This is a genomic window from Stenotrophomonas sp. YJH_SMC_120 (genome assembly GCF_059368675.1).
On record NZ_JCAFRY010000004.1, the window covers coordinates 243666 to 261905 of the forward strand.

Below are 18240 nucleotides of genomic sequence, written 5' to 3' on the forward strand. Positions count from 1 at the left end.
TTATGCCGCCAGCGCGCCCTTGGCCTTTTCGGCCAGCGCAGCAAAACCGGCTGCGTCGTGCACGGCGATGTCAGCCAGGACCTTGCGATCCAGGGTGATGCCGGCCTTCAGCAGACCGTTCATGAAGCGGCTGTAGCTCAGGCCGTTGATGCGGGCAGCCGCATTGATACGGGTGATCCACAGCGAACGGAAGTTGCGCTTCTTCTGCTTACGGCCGATGTAGGCGTACTGCTGTGCCTTGATGACCGCCTGCTTGGCGACGCGGAAGACCTTGCGGCGGGCGTTGTAATAGCCCTTGGCGAGATCCAGGATTTTCTTGTGGCGGCGACGCGCCTGTACGCCACGCTTAACTCGTGCCATTTTTCAGTTCCTCAGAGGTAAGGGAGCATGCGGTCCAGACGGCCTGCGTCTTCTGCACGGACATGGCCCGTCTGACGCAGATTACGCTTACGCTTGGTCGCTTTCTTCGTGAGGATGTGGCTACGGTTGGCGTGGCCGCACTTGTACTTGCCCGAGGCGGTCTTGCGGAAACGCTTGGCCGCTGCCCGGTTGGTCTTGATCTTGGGCATTGCAATGTCCTTGATGGGATATGACCCTGGTTTCTGACTGATCTGGCGGCGGCCTGGGCCGCTCTTTCCGTCCTGCCATGATCGGCGTACGACCCGTCCTGGGTGGGTCGAGCCGGGCATGATACAGGCAAAACCGCCCTGCCACCAGCCCCTGCAACCCTTTACCGGCGATTCACCGGCGTCCTGCAAAAGCAAAGGGACGCCAGCGGCGTCCCCTCACCCTGAACCCTTCAGCCAGGCGCCCCGGAAGGCGGCCCGTCAGGCCTCAGGTCTTCTTCTTCGGCGCGATCATCATGACCATCTGACGCCCTTCCAGGCGCGGACGGGATTCAATGACGATGTCCTCGCCCAGATCGGTCTCGATCCGGTTGGCCATTTCGCGGCCCAGTTCCTGGTGGCTCATTTCACGGCCACGGAAACGGATGTTGACCTTGATCTTGTCACCATCTTCGAGGAACCCGCGCATCTTGCGCAGCTTGATCTGGTAGTCGCCCTCGTCCGTGACCGGACGGAACTTCACTTCCTTGATCTCGACCTGCTTGGTCTTCTTCTTGGCCTCGCTGGCCTTCTTCTGCGCTTCGAACTTGAACTTGCCGAAGTCCATGATCTTGCAGACCGGCGGATCGGCCTGCGGCTGGATCTCGACCAGGTCCAGGCCTTCATCTTCGGCCATGGACAGCGCTTCGTCGCGCGACAACACGCCGATCATTTCTCCGTCACTGCCGATCACGCGGACGCGCGGCACACGGATTTCCTGATTCTTGCGGTTCTGTTTGTTGTCAGGGGTGCTGATATTACGTTCTCCCAAGGGTATCGAACCGGTCCGGGTGCCTGTGCGCCCGGACCGGACCTTTGCTTACGCGCCCTCGGCGTGGAGCCGCTCGATGAAGGCCTGCAGGCTCATGCTGCCCAGGTCTTCGCCAGAACGCGTACGCACCGCCACAGCCCCATTTTCCTTCTCGCGGTCACCGATGACCAGCAGGTAGGGCACGCGCTGCAACGTATGCTCGCGGATTTTATAGCCGATCTTCTCGTTACGCAAATCCGAGCTGACGCGGAAGCCTTGCTCCGCAAGGGTTTTGGTCACGCCCGAGACGTAGTCGGCCTGGGCGTCGGTGATGTTGGCCACCACCACCTGGGTCGGCGCCAGCCAGGCCGGGAACTGGCCGGCGTGGTGCTCGATCAGGATGCCCAGGAAGCGCTCCATCGAGCCGACGATGGCGCGGTGCAGCATGACCGGGTGCTTCTTCTGGCTGTTCTCGTCCACGTACTCGGCGCCCAGGCGGCCCGGCATCATGAAGTCCACCTGCATGGTGCCCAGCTGCCAGGTACGGCCGATGGCATCCTTCAGGTGGTACTCGATCTTCGGGCCGTAGAAGGCGCCCTCGCCCGGCAGCTCCTGCCATTCCACGCCACAGGCGGTCAGCGCCGAGCGCAGCGCGCCTTCGGCCTTGTCCCAGGTGGCGTCGTCACCCAGGCGCGATTCCGGGCGCAGCGCGATCTTGATCTGGATCTCGTCGAAACCGAAGTGCTGGTAGACCGCCAGCGCCTGCTGGTGGAAGGCCGTCACTTCCGACTCGATCTGGTTTTCCGTGCAGAACACGTGGCCGTCGTCCTGGGTGAAGCCACGCACGCGCAGGATGCCGTGCAGCGCGCCGGACGGCTCGTTGCGATGGCACGAACCGAACTCACCATAGCGGATCGGCAGGTCGCGGTAGCTGTGCAGGCCCTGGTTGAACACCTGGATGTGGCCCGGGCAGTTCATCGGCTTGACCGCGTACGTGCGCTTCTCCGATTCGGTGAAGAACATGTTGTCCTGGTAGTTGTCCCAGTGACCGGACTTCTTCCACAGGCTCACGTCCAGGATCTGCGGGCAGCGCACTTCGCCATAGCCGCTGTTGCGGTAGACCTTGCGCATGTACTGCTCGACCACCTGCCACAGCGCCCAGCCCTTCGGGTGCCAGAACACCAGGCCCGGTGCTTCTTCCTGCAGGTGGAACAGGTCCTGCTGCTTGCCGATGCGGCGGTGGTCACGCATTTCAGCTTCTTCGATGCGCTTGATGTACGCCTCGAGCTGCTTCTTGTCGGCCCAGGCGGTGCCGTAGATGCGCTGCAGCTGCTCGTTCTGCGCGTCGCCGCGCCAGTAGGCGCCGGAGATGCGGGTCAGCTTGAAGGCCTTCAGGAAGCGCGTGTTCGGCACGTGCGGGCCACGGCACATGTCCACGTATTCCTGGTGGTAGTACATGCCCATCGCCTGGATGTCGTCGGACATGTCCTCGATCAGGCGCAGCTTGTAGTCCTCGCCACGGGCCTTGAAGATCTCGATCACCTCGGCGCGCGGGGTCATCTTCTTGATGACGTCGTAGTCCTGGGCGATCAGCTCGCCCATGCGCTTCTCGATCGCGGCCATGTCGTCCGGGGTGAACGGGCGCTCGGAGTAGATGTCGTAATAGAAGCCTTCGGCGATCACCGGGCCGATCACCATCTTCACGTCCGGGTAGAGCTGCTTGACGGCGTGGCCGACCAGGTGGGCGCAGGAGTGGCGGATGATCTCCACGCCCTCCTCGTCCTTGGCGGTGATGATGCGCAGGCTGGCATCGTGGTCGATGACGTCGCTGGCATCGACCAGCACGCCATCGACGGAACCGGCGATGGTGGCCTTGGCCAGGCCGGCACCGATCGACTGGGCGACGTCCATGACGCTGACGGGATTTTCGAACTCGCGGCGGCTGCCGTCGGGAAGGGTAATGTTGATCATCGCAGTGGCTTCGTGCGGGGCCCGCGGGGCGGGCTGGAAAGCGTTCCCGGGCCGCGGCCCGGGCAATAAAAAAGCGCCGCGAGGGCGCCTGGAACACAGGGCCTTCGGGGGCAGGTCAACAGTGGGCGGTGGTAGTGCTCATGTCGCACGCTCGGCCGGCGCTGGGCGCGGGCCACCTTGTTCCAGTCAGGGTTCTACGATGATCTTAAACCAGCGCACGGGAAAGCCCAAGGACTACCGTACGGTCGGCTGAATGTGCCTCGCTGGCGGCGTGAAATTGCAATGATTACCATGTCGGCGCAGGCCGCTCCGTGCCAGCCTGCCCGCTTTCCCCCAGGACCCCGTGATGCGCCACCCGCTCCGACCGGCTTCCGCCGGCCCCGCCCGTGCCCCGCGTTCGCCGGCCCGCTGCCGCGCCGGCCGCCCGCAATGATCACCGTCGGCCTTTCCACGCTCGGCTTCTGCAGCCTGGGCATGCTGGCAGCGATGTTCTCGGCGCTGGCCTTCTATGCCGCTTCGCCGCATTGCCGCTGGCCGCGCCTGCGCCGCGCCGGCCGCCTGGGCCGCCAGATCGGCCTGGTCGCCGCTGCCGCCGCGCTGTGGCTGTGGATGGCCGAGCTCGGCTTTGCCGCCGGCCTGGTGGCGATGTTGTGCACCTGGATGCTGGCCGCGATGCTGTTGCCGGCGCTGGCCGCCTGGCACCGTCCCGGCACGGAGTCGCCCTGATGTGGCCGCGCGCCTTCGCTGGCACCGTGGCCGGCTTCTTCCTGGCCGCGGCCGCGACCGGCCTGCTGGCATGGGTACCGCCCGGCCCCTGGCAGCGGGCGCTGGTGCCGACCCTGATCGCTTTCATCCCGCTGTGGATGCTGGCCGCCCTGTGGGCGTTCAGTTTCCGCAGCGCGCTGCGCGCCTGGCTGGTGCTGGGTGGCAGCGCCGCCGCCGGCTTCGCCATGCTCGGGCTGCTGCGCCTGACCGGCGCGGTGCAATGAGACCTCTCCCATGAAGTTCAGTTCGCAGACCCTGCGCACGTTCACCACCCTGCATACCTGGGTCGGCCTGGTGGCCGGCTTCGGCCTGTTCGTGGCCTTCTACGCAGGTGCGCTGACCCTGTTCCATCACGACCTGCCACTGTGGCAGACCCCGGGAGCCGCCACCGCACTGCCCGCCGGGCTGGACGATGCGCAGTACCTGCTGGAAGACGTGCTGGCTGCGCATCCGGAGGCACGCCGCCACGTCGGCATGACCTTCCCCGGCGCCGAACACCCGCAGCCGCTTGCGTACTGGCAGGCCGATGACGGCAGCTGGCGCTATGCCTGGCCCGGCCAGATCGCCGGCAGCCCCACACCACCGCAGACCGGACTGGCCGAACTGGTCAACGAGCTCCATTACAGCCTCGGCCTGCCCGTGGCCGGGATCTACGTGATGGGCATTGTCAGCCTGCTGTACGGCATGGCACTGCTCAGCGGCCTGGTGATCCATCTGCCGAAGCTGCTCGGCGACCTGTTCGCGCTGCGTCCGGGCCGCAACCTGAAGCAGCTGTGGCAGGACGCGCACAACGTGATCGGCGTGCTCAGCCTGCCTTTCCACCTGATGTTCGCGGTGACCGGTGCCCTGCTCTGCCTGGTGTTCGTGCAGATGGCCCTGCTCAACCCGTTGATCTACGACGGCAAGGCGCTGCAGGCGGTGCCGACGGCGATGGACACCGCGCCCGTGCGCGATGCCAGTGGCATTCCGGCACCGCCGGGCAGCCTGCGCGTGCTGCATGCGCGCGCGCTTGAAGTCGCCCGCGCACAGGGCGTGGCCAACTTCGAACCGGCCTACCTGAAGCTGGCCAATGCCGGCGATGCCAATGCCACCATCGAGATCACCGGCGAATCCACCGGCACGCTCGGCCCGCTTGGCGCGGTGGCGCTGGACGTGGCCACCGGCGACGTTCTGGCCTCGCAGCTGCCGGGCCAGCGCGACGCCAACCACGCCACGCTCAGCGCCGCCTACGCGCTGCACTTCGGCGAATTCGGCAACGGCGTGGTGGTCTGGCTGTACTTCCTGCTCGGCCTTGGCGGTGCGTTCCTGTTCTATTCGGGCAACCTGCTGTGGATCGAGTCACGGCGCAAGCGTCGCCAGCCGCAGCAGCCGCGCGCCGGGGTGAACATGGCGCGGGCGACGGTCGGCGTGTGCATCGGCCTGTGCGTGGCGATCTCGGTCGCGTTCGTCACCGCGCTGGTGCTGGAGCGGCTGGCGCCGACAGCGGTCGATCGCGGCATCCGCTGGGCCTGCTTCGGCAGTTGGGCGGCCTGTGCGCTATGGGCCGCGCTGCGACGCCCGGCGCAGGCCGCACGCGAGTTGCTGTGGGCGGCGGCGATCAGTACCGCGCTGGTACCGGTGCTGCACGGCGCACTCAATGGTGACTGGCTGTGGCGCGCCGCCGCGCGTGGCCACTGGCCGCTGTTCTGGGTCGACGCCATCGCGCTGGCCATGGCCTTCGGCTTTGCCCGCCTGGCAGTGGCCAGCCAGCGCCGCGCCCGCAACGGCGATCCCAACAGCGTCTGGGCCAACTGAACCTTCGCCGGGCATGCCCCGGCGCTACCTACCGTTGCGCGCAACGCCCCCTGTAGCGTCGAGCTTGCTCGACAGCTGTTGATTTCGCGCCAAGCACCGTCGAGCAAGCTCGACGCTACCCAAGCAGGATCATGCCTCGTCGGGGTAACGACTCACTTCGATCAGGTTGCCATCCGGGTCGCGGAAATACACCGATTCGATCGGCCCCAGCGCGCCGGTGCGCGCAACCGGCCCCTCCTCCACTGCAACGGACTGCGCCTGCAGGTGGGACAGCACATCGACTGTCGCCATGCGCGTGACCAGGCACAGGTCGGCACTGCCCGGCGTGGGCCGCAGCGCATGCGGCTGCAGCGGAGCACTGGCCGCATGCAGATTGATCTTCTGCTGGCCGAACTGCAGCGCGGTACGACCCGCGCCGAAGCGCACGACCTGCATGCCGAGCACGCGCTGGTAGAAATCACAGCTGCGGTCGATGTCGGCGACGGTGAGGACCAGGTGGTCCAGGCGTTCAAGATGGATCATGCCCGCAGCGTAACGCTGCGGGCGTGGCGATGCTGTGCGGGGTTGGGCCAATGGCGTTGCGGCATTGCGCCGGGCATCGCCTGATGCAGCTCAATCGCCGATGCGCGCCTTCTGCCAGGGGCCCAGCATGGCGTTGAGCAGGCTGGCCTGTTCGTCGTCGCCGGTCAGCTCCCACATGAACACCCCGGCCAGGCCCTGCTCGCGGGCGAACTGCGCACGCAGGCCGATCGAGCGCGGGTCTTCATAGCTGATGAAGATCTTCTGCCCGGCGTTGTACAGCCACGGGCTCTGCGCCTGCGGCTGCCAGTGTTTCGTCCAACCCGGCTGATCGAGATAGCGCGCCTTGATCACCCGCCAGTCGCCGGCATCGGCCGGCGCACTGTAGGACTGGTACAGCCCATCCGCTGCATCGCCGGTGACCTTGAAGCCGCGCCCGTAGAACGGTACGCCCAGCACCAGTTTATCGGCCGGCACGCCGTGCTCGCGGTAGTACTGCACCGCGCCGGCCACGTTGTTCCAGCGCCGCAGCTCCGGGGCCAGCGGATCGGCCGGCACTTCATGCAGCGGCGCATTGAAGGTCGACACCGCCGAGAAACCGGTGCCCATGTCGTAGCTCATCAGGTTGATGAAATCGAACACCTTGGCCAACGCCGGCAGGTCGTAGCTCGCTGCTGGATCGTAGGGGCCATCGGTCTGCAGGCGACCGGCGGCCAGCGCGGCGGTCAGCAGCATCGGCTGTCGCTCCTTGCGCCCGTGCGCGTCGAGTGCCACGCGGAACGCCTGCGCGAGCCGGGTCAGGTTGGCGCGATCCTGCGGGCGGTGCGCCAGCTCCTTCGGTCCGCCACTGACCGGGAACTCCCAGTCGATGTCCACGCCATCGAAGCTGCCGGCATAGCGGTCGAAAAACAGCGCCATGCACGAGTCGACCAGGCGCTTGCGGCTGGCCTCGGTCAGCGCTGCATCGGAGAACCCACCTGCGCCCCATCCGCCAATTGAGATCAGCGTGCGCAGATGCGGGTGCGCCTTCTTCAGCTCGGCCAGCGCAGCAAAATTCTTCGGCGCTTCGGCGCCGACCGTGCAGCGGCCGTCCTCGATGGTGGAGAACGCGTAGAACAGGTGGGTGAGGCGCTCGGCCGGAATGCTCGACACCGGGTAGCGCTCGGCCGAACCACCGGGGTAGTAGGCACCGAAGATCGGTGGCTGCGCGGGCGCCGCATGCACGGCAATGGGCAAGGCACCGGCAATCAGCACGGCAAGGACAGCCACGGTCTGGCGGAACATGGGATCTCCCGGTTCGAAGGCGCAGCCACGTTAGCAAACGGATGGGGCTGTGGGACGGTTGTCGCGGCATGTCGTCCAGTGGACAGGCACGCCGCATCCCTTGACGACATCGGGGCAGACATGCGATTGCCGTCATGCACTGCAGCAGGACACACACCGACGCCGGTCTCCCATGCATCGGCTAAGGTAGCCGCGGACCTCCAACCGTGCATGGACATGAGCACCGACCACAACGACATTGACGACGGCGACCTGCTGGACGACGAAATCCTCGACGAACACCAGGCACTGGAGGCACGCGCCTACGCCGTCTTCCGCGAGGGCGACCTGCAGCAGGCAGTGGCGCTGTTCGGCGAGCTGATCGCACTCGCTCCCGAAGTGCCGTATCTGCATTACATGCGCGGATTGGCGCACAAATACCTGCGCGACTGGGCTGCCTCGCTGCAGGACAACCGGCAATCAGAACAGCTGCGCGGCGAGTTCGATGAAGCCACCGCGTGGAATGCCGGTATCGCCGCCACCGGCGCCGGTGACTGGGCCGAAGCGCGCCGCCAATGGGCCCGCTGTGGCATCACCCTGCCCGAGGGCGAAGGTCCGATCGAGGGCAACTTCGGCGTGGCCTGTGTGCGCTTGGCACCGTGGTCCGATGCCGAAGTGGTGTACATGAGCCGCATTGATCCGGTGCGTGCACGCATCGACAACGTACCGCTGCCCGAAAGCGGCTTCCGCTTCGGCGACATCGTGCTGCACGACGGCGCATCAACCGGCCATCGCACCTACGGCGAGCGCCAGGTGCCGGTGTTCAACGCGATGCAGCGCCTGCAGGCATCGGACATGACGACCTTCACCGTGTTCGTGCAGTGTGATTCGGCCGATGACATCGCTGCCCTGGAGGCCATCACGCTGCCAGGCATCGGCATGGTCGAGGACTGGACGGCCACCGTGCGCCGGCTGTGCCGCCGCTGCAGCTACGGCACGCCGCACCAGCATGGTGATGAGGCGCTAGATGAAGACCAATGGAGACGCGAACGTGACCTCGGCGTGGCCGCACAGGGCCGGGCTGCGGTGGAAAAGCTCATGGCGGTGTGGGTCGCTGCAGCCCCCAGCCGGGTGCTGGAGGCCATCGAACAGCGCGAGCACCCGATGAGCGCCCCGGAGCCAGGCCAGGTCTGGTGGCTGGGGGAGGACGAAGAAGGCGCGTAAGTGCAAGGACCAACGGTCCTCATCCACAGGATTCCAGGCAAAGAAAAAGCGGGCCGAAGCCCGCTTTTTCATTTGCGAAAGCGTGAGGACCAACGGTCCTCACCCACCGCACAATCAGCAATACCGATTACTCGGCGCTGGCGGCGTCGCCTTCTTCCACGGCCTTCATCGACAGGCGGATACGGCCCTGCTTGTCGACTTCCAGCACCTTGACCTTGACCACATCGCCTTCCTTCAGCACGTCGCCGACCTTCTCGACGCGATCGCTGGAGATCTGCGACACGTGGACCAGACCGTCCTTGCCCGGCAGGATGGTGACGAACGCACCGAAGTCCATGATCTTGGCGACCTTGCCTTCATAGATGCGGCCCGGTTCGACGTCCGAGGTGATCTGCTCGATGCGGGCCTTGGCGGCCTGCGCAGCGATGGCGTTGACCGAAGCGATGACGATGGTGCCGTCGTCCTGGATGTCGATCTGGGTGCCGGTTTCCTTGGTGATGGCCTGGATGGTCGAACCACCCTTGCCGATCACTTCGCGGATCTTGTCCGGGTGGATCTTGATGGTCAGCAGGCGCGGCGCGTAGTCCGACAGCTCTTCACGCGGAGCGGTCAGGCCGTGGGCCATTTCGCCCAGGATGTGCAGACGGCCAGCCTTGGCCTGCTGCAGGGCCTGCTTCATGATCTCTTCGGTGATGCCTTCGATCTTGATGTCCATCTGCAGGGCGGAAATGCCCTCAGCGGTACCGGCGACCTTGAAGTCCATGTCGCCCAGGTGATCTTCGTCACCCAGGATGTCGGACAGGACGACGAAGCGCTCGCCTTCCTTGACCAGGCCCATGGCGATACCGGCCACCGGAGCCTTCACCGGCACGCCGGCGTCCATCAGGGCCAGCGACGAGCCGCAGACCGAGGCCATCGACGAGGAACCGTTCGACTCGGTGATTTCCGAGACGACGCGGATGGTGTACGGGAAGGCTTCCAGCGACGGCATGACAGCCAGCACGCCGCGCTTGGCCAGGCGACCGTGGCCGATTTCGCGGCGCTTCGGGCCCATCATGCGGCCGCACTCACCCACCGAGAACGGGGGGAAGTTGTAGTGGAACAGGAAGTTTTCCTTGTACTCACCGGCAACGGCGTCGATGACCTGACCGTCACGGGCGGTGCCCAGGGTGATGGTCACGATGGCCTGGGTTTCGCCACGGGTGAACAGCGAGGAACCGTGGGTACGCGGCAGCACGCCGGTCTTCACGGCGATCGGGCGGACGGTGTCCAGCGCACGGCCGTCGATACGGACCTTGGTGTCCAGCACCGAGTCACGCATGGTGCGGTATTCCAGCTCGCCGAATTCCTTCGACAGCTCGGCCGGGTTCCAGCCTTCGGCGGCCACGCGGCCAGCCAGGGTTTCGAACACGTCCTTCTTGATTGCCGAGATGGCGTCACGGCGCTGCAGCTTGTCACGCACCTGGAAGGCTTCGCCCAGGCGCGGGCCGATGGCTTCCTTCAGGGCGGAGATCAGCGCGTCGTTCTTGGCCGGGGCTTCCCAGGTCGACGGCTTGGTGCCGGCTTCGACGGTCAGCTCGTTGATCGCGTTGATGACCTTCTGCATTTCGCGGTGACCGAAGGTCACGGCGCCCAGCATCACTTCTTCGGACAGCAGCGCGGCTTCGGATTCAACCATCAGCACGGCGTTGGAGGTACCGGCGACGACCAGTTCCAGCTGCGAGTCAGCCAGTTCGCTGACGGTCGGGTTCAGGATGTACTCGCCGTTCTTGTAACCGACCTTGGCAGCGCCGATCGGACCCATGAACGGGGTGCCGGCCAGGGCCAGGGCAGCCGAGGCACCGATCAGGGCCGGGATGTCGCCGTCCACGTCCGGGTTCAACGACATGACCGTGGCGATGATCTGCACTTCGTTCTTGTAGTCTTCCGGGAACAGCGGACGGATCGGACGGTCGATCAGACGCGAGATCAGGGTTTCCTTCTCGGTCGCACGGCCTTCACGCTTGAAGAAACCACCCGGGATACGGCCGCCGGCGTAGAACTTTTCCTGATAATCGACGGTCAGCGGGAAGAAGTCCTGGCCTTCGCGCGCGCTCTTGGCGGCGACGGCGGTGACCAGCAGTACGGTGTCGTCCATCTTGACGATGACGGCGCCGCTGGCCTGACGGGCAACTTCGCCGGTCTCAAGCGTGACGGTGTGCTTGCCGTACTGGAAGGTTTTGGTGATTTTTGCCACGGAGGGTGTCCTTGGGGATGCTGTCTGCGAATTTGGACCGTCGGCGACCCTTGCCGCCAGCGGGTGGCCGGATCGTTCCGGCCTGAATCGGGGATTGCGGTACTACAAAACAAAACCGCGGCGCATCGCTGCGCCGCGGGGGATTCGTTGCTTAGCGACGCAGGCCAAGCTTCTCGATCAGGGCCTTGTAGCGCTCGACGTCCTTCTTCTTCAGGTAGTCGAGCAGGCTGCGACGGCGGTTGACCATCTGCAGCAGGCCGCGGCGGCTGTGGTGGTCCTTCTTGTGGGTCTTGAAGTGGCCGGTCAGCAGTTCGATGCGGGCGGTCAGCAGCGCAACCTGGACTTCCGGGGAGCCGGTGTCAGCCGAGCTGCGCTTGTTGTCTTCAATGACCTTCTGGGTGTCGATCGACATTTCTTTTTCTCTGTGATGCGTGGCCGGCAGGAACGCGCTTCGCGCACCGCCAGGCTCGCCGTGGACTACGAGGATGAAACCTGCGCCAGGCAGGCTGCCGGAAAACGGCCGCGAAATTGTAACGGTCGGGGGCTTCCGGGACAAGGACCGGGGCTGAACCGCCCGGGCCCGGTCAGAGGTTGAAACGACGCTGCGGGGCCAGCAGGCCGCTTTCGTCGACCTGGCCCAGGCCCTGGACAGCGTCGTCCGGACCAAACACCGCCACCAGGCCACGCGGCCAGGACAGATCGCGCTGGCGCTGGCCGACGCAGAAGCGGTGGGCCTGGTCGGCATCCAGGTCGACCCGCGGGTACTCGGCCAGGCCGGCCGCCAGCGGCAGCAGCAGCGCGTCCATGCCCGCCTCGTCACCCGCCTCGACCATCGCCCGCAGCTGGTCCAGGGTGACCATCACCGGCTCACGGAACGGCTCGACCCAGAGCCGACGCAGTGCGCTGATGTGGGCACCACAGCCCAGCGCCTCGCCCAGGTCGCGGGCCAGGCTGCGGATGTAGGTGCCGGAGCCGCAGGTCACGCGCAGCCGCAACCGTTCCGGCTGCTGCTCCAGCACCTCGATGGCATGTACCTGCACCTCGCGTTCGGGCGCTTCGATGACATCGCCGCGGCGGGCCTTCACATACAGCGGCTCACCGCCCTGCTTCAGCGCCGAATAGATCGGGGCACGCTGGCGGATGTTGCCGGTCAGCGCCGCCAGTGCGGCCTGCAGCGCTTCGGCACTGATGGCCGGCACCGGGCGCTGCAGCAGCACCTGGCCTTCGGCATCGTCGGTATCGGTGGTCTGGCCCAGCACGATCCCGGCGTCGTAGGCCTTGGCCGAGCCGAGCAGCAGGCCGGCGATCTTGGTTGCCTCGCCGAAGCACAGCGGCAGCAGGCCGGTGGCCAGCGGGTCAAGGCTGCCGGTGTGCCCCCCTTTCTCGGCGCGGAACAGGCGGCGGGCTACCTGCAGGGCGGCGTTGGAACTCATGCCGGTCGACTTGTCGAGCAGCAGGATGCCATCCAGGCGGCGGAACTGAATTCGGGTCATGGCAGAATTTTGTAGGGTCGAGCCATGCTCGACTGCCGCAGCGCGGTCTGCATCAGACATCGCGCAGCCGGAATGCAACAACGCCGGGCATGCCCGGCGCCACGCGGTTATTCTTCGTCGCTCTCGCGACGCTTCTCCGCGGCCAGCGTATCGGGCAGGTCGCGCAGGATGTTGTCGATGTGCTCACCACGGTCGACCGAGTCGTCGTAGTGGAAATGCAGCTCCGGCACGTGGCGCAGCTTCATCGCGCGGGCCAGGTCCATGCGCAGGCGGTAGCCCAGCTCCTTCAGGCCGGCCACGGCTTCGGCCGAACGTTCCGGCATCAGCGCGGTGACGAACACCTTGGCATGGGCCATGTCGCGGGTGATTTCCACGTCGGACACGCTCACCGAGGGCAACCCATGCTCGCGCACGGCGTTGTGCACCAGGGTGCCGAGTTCACGGCGCAGCTGGGCGGAGACACGGTCGGTTCGATGGAAAGTCTTGGGCACGAGGAGCTCTTGGTTCAGTTGTCGCCCGACCAACGGTCGGGCGCTACCTTTGATTCGATTGTCGCCCGACCAACCGTCGGGCGCTACAGGTCCATGGTGGGGCCCGACCGTTGGTCGGGCCACCTTGCAGCATTACAAGGTGCGCGGCACTTCGATACGCTCGAAGCACTCGATCTGGTCACCCGGCTTGACGTCGTTGTAGGCCTTCACCGCGATACCGCACTCGGTACCGTTGCGGACTTCCTCGACGTTTTCCTTGAAGCGACGCAGCGATTCCAGCTCGCCCTCGAAGATCACCACGCTGTCGCGCAGCACGCGGATCGGCTTGTTGCGCCTGACCACGCCCTCGATGACCATCGAGCCGGCAACGGCGCCCAGCTTGGAGCTGCGGAACACGTCGCGGACCTCGGCGATACCGATGATCTCTTCGCGGATCTCCACGCCCAGCAGACCGGAGGCCACCTGCTTCACCTGATCGATCACGTCATAGATGATCGAGAAGTAGCGCAGGTCCACGCCGTTGGATTCGATGATGCGACGGGCCGAAGCATCCGCACGCACGTTGAAGCCGATGACGGTGGCCTTCGAAGCGGCCGCCGAGTTGGCGTCCGATTCGGTGATGCCGCCCACGCCGGAGTGGATCACGTTGATGCGGATGTCTTCGTTGGACAGCGCCACCAGCGCCTGGCTGAGGGCCTGCACCGAACCCTGCACGTCGGCCTTGATGACCAGGTTGAGGACCTGCTGGCCCTCGCCCTTGCCCAGGGTCGCCATGATGTCTTCCATGCGGCTGCCGGCGGTGGCGACCAGGCGAGATTCACGGCGCTTGGTCTCACGCTGCTGGGCAACGTCCTTGGCCAGACGCTCGTCCTCGACCACCACGAAGTCGTCACCGGCTTCCGGCACGCCGGACAGGCCCAGGACCTGCACCGGGATGGACGGGCCGGCGAATTCCGGCTGCTTGCCGGTTTCGTCGAACAGCGCACGCACGCGGCCGTACTGGATGCCGCACACCAGGTAGTCGCCCTTCTTCAGGCGGCCCTGCTGCACCAGCACGGTAGCGACCGGGCCGCGGCCCTTGTCCAGCGACGACTCGATCACCACGCCCGAGGCACGGCCTTCGTCGACGGCCTTCAGTTCCAGCAGTTCTGCCTGGATCGAGATGGCGTCCAGCAGATCGTCGATGCCCAGGCCGGTCTTGGCCGAGATCTCCACCATCTGGGTGTCACCACCGAAATCTTCGGCCACGACCTGCTCGGACAGCAGTTCGTTCTTGACCCGCATCGGGTCGGCGTCGGACTTGTCGATCTTGTTGATCGCCACGATCAGCGGCACACCCGCCGAACGGGCGTGCTGGATCGCTTCCTTGGTCTGCGGCATGACGCCGTCATCGGCGGCCACGACCAGCACCACGATATCGGTCAGCTTGGCGCCGCGGGCACGCATCGAGGTGAAGGCAGCATGGCCCGGGGTATCCAGGAAGCTGATCACGCCCTTCGGCGTATCCACGTGGTAAGCACCGATGTGCTGGGTGATGCCGCCGGCTTCGCCGGTGGCGACCTTGGTGCGGCGGATGTAATCCAGCAGCGAGGTCTTGCCGTGGTCGACGTGGCCCATGATGGTGACCACCGGCGGACGCTGGGTGGCTTCGCCCTGGTTTTCACCGGTCGAGGCCAGCAGTGCGTCCTCGGCGTCGTTGTCGTTGGCACGGATCGCCTTGTGGCCGAGTTCTTCGGTCACCAGCGCGGCGGTGTCGTGGTCGATGGACTGGGTGATGGTGGCCATCACGCCCATCTTGAACAGCGCCTTGACCACCTCGCCGCCCTTCAGCGCGAGCTTCTGCGCCAGGTCGGCCACGGTGATCGTGTCGCCGATCGCCACTTCACGCACCACCGGCGCGGTCGGACGCTCGAAGGCGTGCGGGCCGGCATTGTTGCCACCGCGCGACATGTCGCGACGGCCACCGGCCTGGTTACGGCCACCCGGCCGACCACGGGTGTTGCTGTTGTTGCTGTTGCCACGACGCGCACGGTCGGCAGCCGACAGGTGCATCTGGCCGGCGAAACGGTCGCCCGGGCCACGCTCGTTGCGCGGCGCGCTGCGGTTGTTGCGGTCGTCGTTGCGCGGCGGCGGCGGCGCACTGCGCGGCGCAGCCGGAGCGGCAGCCGGCGTGCGCGGCGGACGCGGCGCGGTTTCATCGATCGGAGCGCGCGTGGGCTTGGTGGCCGCCAGTGCCTCGGCAGCCTTGGCGGCGGCCGCAGCTTCCTCGGCAGCCTTCTTCTCGGCCTCTGCGCGTTCCTTGGCCGCAATCTCTTCCTCACGGGCACGGACGATGGCTTCGTCGCGCAGACGATCCTTCTCGGCCAGGGCCTGCTGTTCGGCGAGGTTGCGGGCGCGCGACTCTTCCAGCTTGCGCAGGATGTCGGCGCGCTCTTCGTCCGGCGTCATGGCGCGCGCACCATCCTTGACGTAGGTGCGCTTCTGGCGCACCTCGACATTCACGGTCGTCTTGCTGCGACCGGAATTGACCGTCACTTCCTGCTGCTTCCGGCGGTTGAGCGTGATCTTCTTTGCAGACTGATCGCTCTCTTCCGGGGCCTGCTCGGGCTTGCCGTGCGAACGACGAAGGAAGCCCAGGAGCTTCACCTTCTCGGAGCTGGTCACGACCTGGTCGGGACCGCTGAACTTCATGCCGGCACCGGCCAGCTGTTCCAGCAGTTTTTCGACCGGCGTGTTGACCAGTTCGGCAAGCTTGCGGATGGTGGTTTGCTGCGACATTCGGATCCTATGATCTTGTGGGCGCCCCCCCGCATCTGGAGGTGGCGCGGATTCTACGCCCTGAGCGGCTCAGGGCCCTGTTCATTGCCGGCTCATTCGCCGCGTTCCAGTCGGGCGATCTCTTCGGCACGGGCGGCCAGGATCAGCGCAGCTGCGCGCGCCTGATCCAGTCCTTCGATGCCGAAGTCCATGACCTCGTCGGCGGCCAGGTCGGACAGGTCCTCGCTGGTACGCACGCCGTGGCCGGCCAGCGCATATGCGGTGGCTTCGTCCATGCCCTTCAGGGACAGCAGGTCCTGCGCCGGCTGGCCGTCTTCAAGGCCTTCTTCGACTGCCAGGGCCTCATTGAGCAGCGCATCGCGGGCACGAGCGCGCAGCTCTTCGACGATGTCTTCGTCGAAACCTTCCACGGCCAGCAGTTCGCCGACCGGGACATACGCGATTTCCTCGACGGTGCCGAAGCCTTCGCTGACCAGGATGCCGGCGATTTCCTCGTCCACTTCCAGCTTGTCCATGAACAGCTGGCGGGCCGAAGCCTGCTCGGCCTCCGACTTGGCGGTGACCTGGTCCTGGGTCATCACGTTGAGCTGCCAGCCGGTCAGGCGGCTGGCCAGGCGCACGTTCTGGCCGCCCTTGCCGATCGCCTGGGCCAGGCGGTCTTCGGCAACGGCCAGGTCCATCGAGTGCTTGTCTTCATCGACGATGATCGACTGCACTTCGGCCGGCGCCATCGCGTTGATGACGAAGTTGGCCGGGTTGTCGTTCCACAGCACGATGTCCACGCGCTCGCCATTGAGCTCGTTGGACACGGCCTGCACGCGCGAACCGCGCATGCCGATGCAGGCACCGATCGGATCGGTGCGCTGGTCGTGGGCGAGCACGGCGATCTTGGCGCGGTCGCCCGGATCACGGGCGCAGGCCTTGATTTCCACCAGGCCCTGGCCGACTTCCGGCACTTCCAGCTTGAACAGCTCGATCATGAATTCCGGGGCGGCGCGGCTGATGAACAGCTGCGGGCCACGGGGTTCCGAACGGACTTCGGCCAGGTAGCCGCGCACGCGGTCACCGGCGCGCAGCACGTCGCGCGGAATGCCCTTGTCCTTCGGAATGAAGCCTTCGGCATTGCCACCGAGGTCGACATAGATGTTGCCGCGCTCGGCGCGCTTGACCACACCGGTGATCAGTTCGCCGACGCGATCCTTCCACGCATCCACGACCTGCTGGCGCTCGGCTTCGCGCACGCGCTGGACGATGACCTGCTTGGCGGCCTGGGCGGCGATGCGGCCGAAGTCCGGGTTCTCGATCTGCTCTTCGATGTAGTCGCCGACGTCCACGCCTTCGGCCTCGTCGACGGCGTCCATCAGGCGGATCTGGCGGTCCGGCGATTCCATGACCACGTCGTCGGCCACCACTTCCCAGCGGCGGAAGGTTTCGTAGCTGCCATCCTTGTGGTCGATGACCACGCGGGTCAGCACTTCCTCGTCGGGATAGCGCTTCTTCGCTGCCGAGGCCAGGGCGGCCTCGATGGCATCGAAGATCACTTCACGCGGCACGCCCTTCTCGTTGGCGACCGCGTCGACTACCAGCAACAGTTCCTTGCTCATTGGCTCACTCCGCGCGCGGCTTCTTTGCCGCCGGCTCGTTGGAAGAAGAATTCGTGTTCGGCTTCGGACGCTTCGGCGCCGGACCGGTCGGCTTGCTCGGGGCCAGCCCCAGCGCCACCCAGTCGGGCATGATCCGTGCCTTGTCGATGTTGTCGGCCGACACCACCACTTCGGTCTTGTCGACGATGAAGGTGATGGTGCCTGCGGCCTCGTCGGTCGCTTCGATACGGCCCTGCAGGCGACGACGGTTGTCCTGCGGCAGCTTCAGCGTGACCTTGGCCGATTCACCCTGGTGGCGAGCGAACTGCTCCAGGTTGAACAGCGGGCGATCCACGCCCGGCGAGGACACTTCCAGCGTGTAATTGCCGCTGATCGGGTCTTCGACGTCCAGCTGCGCCGACACTTCGCGGCTGACCCGCTCGCAGTCGTCGACATTGATGATGCGCTCGGGCTGTTCAGCCAGCGGCACGTCGATGTAAAGGCGCAGGGTCGCACCGCCGGGGGCCGGCAGATACTCAACGCCCAGCAGCTCCAGGCCCAGCGACACAACGGTCGGGGCGAGCAGATTCGCGATGTCGGTTGCCTTGTCGCTCACAGCCTGCCTTGATCTCTTGGTTGGGTGCCGGCCTTGGCCGGCGTGAAAACATGACGCCCCGGAAACGACAAAGGGCCCGCTGGGCCCCTTTTCCGGAAAGACTCCGGTGACTGGATTCCGGTTGCAACCTGCAGTGCCTGCCGGTTGCGGC

17 protein-coding genes are annotated in these 18240 nt (G+C 66.0%); 4 read left to right on the forward strand and 13 right to left on the reverse strand.

What is annotated here, in order from left to right; translation table 11 throughout:
• The 4 genes from rplT to thrS form a co-directional block, all read right to left on the reverse strand.
• Window positions 1–360 carry a 50S ribosomal protein L20 gene (gene rplT / locus AC5P60_RS08515; RefSeq protein ID WP_005410435.1) on the reverse strand — a complete coding sequence of 120 codons (360 nt, stop codon included), beginning with the start codon at window positions 358–360 and terminating at the stop codon, window positions 1–3.
• A gap of 11 nt (window positions 361–371) precedes the next feature.
• Window positions 372–569: a 50S ribosomal protein L35 gene (rpmI, locus tag AC5P60_RS08520; protein WP_005410436.1), complete on the reverse strand. Its 198-nt coding sequence runs from the start codon at window positions 567–569 to the stop codon at window positions 372–374.
• A 265-nt stretch (window positions 570–834) separates the two neighbouring features.
• Complete coding sequence (infC, locus tag AC5P60_RS08525; RefSeq protein ID WP_005410437.1) at window positions 835–1377, reverse strand: translation initiation factor IF-3; 543 nt, start codon at window positions 1375–1377, stop codon at window positions 835–837.
• 48 nt (window positions 1378–1425) lie between these two features.
• A complete protein-coding gene (gene thrS, locus AC5P60_RS08530) occupies window positions 1426–3327 on the reverse strand; it encodes a threonine--tRNA ligase (RefSeq protein WP_049452538.1) in 1902 nt (633 codons plus the stop codon).
• A 429-nt stretch (window positions 3328–3756) separates the two neighbouring features.
• On the opposite strand from thrS, the gene AC5P60_RS08535 reads away from it, so the two are divergent.
• From AC5P60_RS08535 to AC5P60_RS08545, 3 genes are read left to right on the forward strand one after another with little or no spacing between them, the layout of a single operon-like run.
• A complete protein-coding gene (locus tag AC5P60_RS08535) occupies window positions 3757–4053 on the forward strand; it encodes a hypothetical protein (protein WP_005410439.1) in 297 nt (98 codons plus the stop codon).
• Window positions 4053–4316 (forward strand): hypothetical protein, encoded by a 264-nt coding sequence (locus tag AC5P60_RS08540; RefSeq protein WP_038645404.1) that lies wholly within the window; start codon window positions 4053–4055, stop codon window positions 4314–4316. Before AC5P60_RS08535 ends, AC5P60_RS08540 begins: the two co-directional genes overlap by 1 nt.
• Window positions 4317–4326: 10 nt before the next feature.
• On the forward strand, window positions 4327–5886 hold the full coding sequence (locus AC5P60_RS08545; protein ID WP_005414066.1) for a PepSY-associated TM helix domain-containing protein: 1560 nt from the start codon (window positions 4327–4329) through the stop codon (window positions 5884–5886).
• A 129-nt stretch (window positions 5887–6015) separates the two neighbouring features.
• Here AC5P60_RS08545 and AC5P60_RS08550 read toward each other — a convergent pair whose 3' ends face one another.
• Window positions 6016–6408, reverse strand: a complete 393-nt coding sequence (locus AC5P60_RS08550) for a VOC family protein (protein ID WP_495201725.1) — start codon at window positions 6406–6408, stop codon at window positions 6016–6018.
• A 90-nt stretch (window positions 6409–6498) separates the two neighbouring features.
• Entirely contained in the window at window positions 6499–7689 is a 1191-nt protein-coding gene (locus AC5P60_RS08555) for a glycoside hydrolase family 18 protein (protein ID WP_483693305.1), read from the reverse strand.
• 216 nt (window positions 7690–7905) lie between these two features.
• Between AC5P60_RS08555 and AC5P60_RS08560 the strand changes: the two genes are divergently transcribed.
• Entirely contained in the window at window positions 7906–8892 is a 987-nt protein-coding gene (locus tag AC5P60_RS08560; RefSeq protein WP_234035282.1) for a tetratricopeptide repeat protein, read from the forward strand.
• Between the two features lie 127 nt (window positions 8893–9019).
• Here the strand turns inward: AC5P60_RS08560 and pnp are convergent, their stop codons facing one another.
• From pnp to rimP, 7 genes are all read right to left on the reverse strand, one after another.
• The gene (pnp, locus tag AC5P60_RS08565; protein ID WP_005410444.1) at window positions 9020–11128 is read right to left on the reverse strand and encodes a polyribonucleotide nucleotidyltransferase; all 2109 of its coding nucleotides are present in this window, start codon (window positions 11126–11128) and stop codon (window positions 9020–9022) included.
• Between the two features lie 151 nt (window positions 11129–11279).
• Complete coding sequence (rpsO, locus tag AC5P60_RS08570) at window positions 11280–11540, reverse strand: 30S ribosomal protein S15 (protein WP_005410445.1); 261 nt, start codon at window positions 11538–11540, stop codon at window positions 11280–11282.
• A gap of 172 nt (window positions 11541–11712) precedes the next feature.
• A complete protein-coding gene (gene truB, locus AC5P60_RS08575) occupies window positions 11713–12621 on the reverse strand; it encodes a tRNA pseudouridine(55) synthase TruB (protein WP_049462111.1) in 909 nt (302 codons plus the stop codon).
• Between the two features lie 107 nt (window positions 12622–12728).
• Window positions 12729–13112, reverse strand: coding sequence for a 30S ribosome-binding factor RbfA (rbfA, locus tag AC5P60_RS08580; protein WP_005410447.1), 384 nt, complete (start codon window positions 13110–13112; stop codon window positions 12729–12731).
• Window positions 13113–13244: 132 nt separating this feature from the next.
• Entirely contained in the window at window positions 13245–15890 is a 2646-nt protein-coding gene (infB, locus tag AC5P60_RS08585) for a translation initiation factor IF-2 (RefSeq protein WP_483693303.1), read from the reverse strand.
• Window positions 15891–15982: 92 nt separating this feature from the next.
• On the reverse strand, window positions 15983–17494 hold the full coding sequence (gene nusA / locus AC5P60_RS08590; protein WP_005410449.1) for a transcription termination factor NusA: 1512 nt from the start codon (window positions 17492–17494) through the stop codon (window positions 15983–15985).
• 4 nt (window positions 17495–17498) lie between these two features.
• Complete coding sequence (rimP, locus tag AC5P60_RS08595) at window positions 17499–18089, reverse strand: ribosome maturation factor RimP (protein WP_005410450.1); 591 nt, start codon at window positions 18087–18089, stop codon at window positions 17499–17501.
• Window positions 18090–18240 lie beyond the last annotated feature (151 nt).

Bases quoted from the DNA above. Each gene is read 5' to 3' on its own strand.
- rplT (WP_005410435.1), bottom strand. From the start codon at position 360: ATGGCACGAGTTAAGCGTGGCGTACAGGCGCGTCGCCGCCACAAGAAA.
- thrS (WP_049452538.1), bottom strand. From the start codon at position 3,327: ATGATCAACATTACCCTTCCCGACGGCAGCCGCCGCGAGTTCGAAAAT.
- AC5P60_RS08540 (WP_038645404.1), top strand. From the start codon at position 4,053: ATGTGGCCGCGCGCCTTCGCTGGCACCGTGGCCGGCTTCTTCCTGGCC.
- AC5P60_RS08545 (WP_005414066.1), top strand. From the start codon at position 4,327: ATGAAGTTCAGTTCGCAGACCCTGCGCACGTTCACCACCCTGCATACC.
- rpsO (WP_005410445.1), bottom strand. From the start codon at position 11,540: ATGTCGATCGACACCCAGAAGGTCATTGAAGACAACAAGCGCAGCTCG.
- AC5P60_RS08550 (WP_495201725.1), bottom strand. From the start codon at position 6,408: ATGATCCATCTTGAACGCCTGGACCACCTGGTCCTCACCGTCGCCGAC.
- nusA (WP_005410449.1), bottom strand. From the start codon at position 17,494: ATGAGCAAGGAACTGTTGCTGGTAGTCGACGCGGTCGCCAACGAGAAG.
- infB (WP_483693303.1), bottom strand. From the start codon at position 15,890: ATGTCGCAGCAAACCACCATCCGCAAGCTTGCCGAACTGGTCAACACG.
- AC5P60_RS08535 (WP_005410439.1), top strand. From the start codon at position 3,757: ATGATCACCGTCGGCCTTTCCACGCTCGGCTTCTGCAGCCTGGGCATG.
- AC5P60_RS08560 (WP_234035282.1), top strand. From the start codon at position 7,906: ATGAGCACCGACCACAACGACATTGACGACGGCGACCTGCTGGACGAC.
- truB (WP_049462111.1), bottom strand. From the start codon at position 12,621: ATGACCCGAATTCAGTTCCGCCGCCTGGATGGCATCCTGCTGCTCGAC.
- rpmI (WP_005410436.1), bottom strand. From the start codon at position 569: ATGCCCAAGATCAAGACCAACCGGGCAGCGGCCAAGCGTTTCCGCAAG.
- AC5P60_RS08555 (WP_483693305.1), bottom strand. From the start codon at position 7,689: ATGTTCCGCCAGACCGTGGCTGTCCTTGCCGTGCTGATTGCCGGTGCC.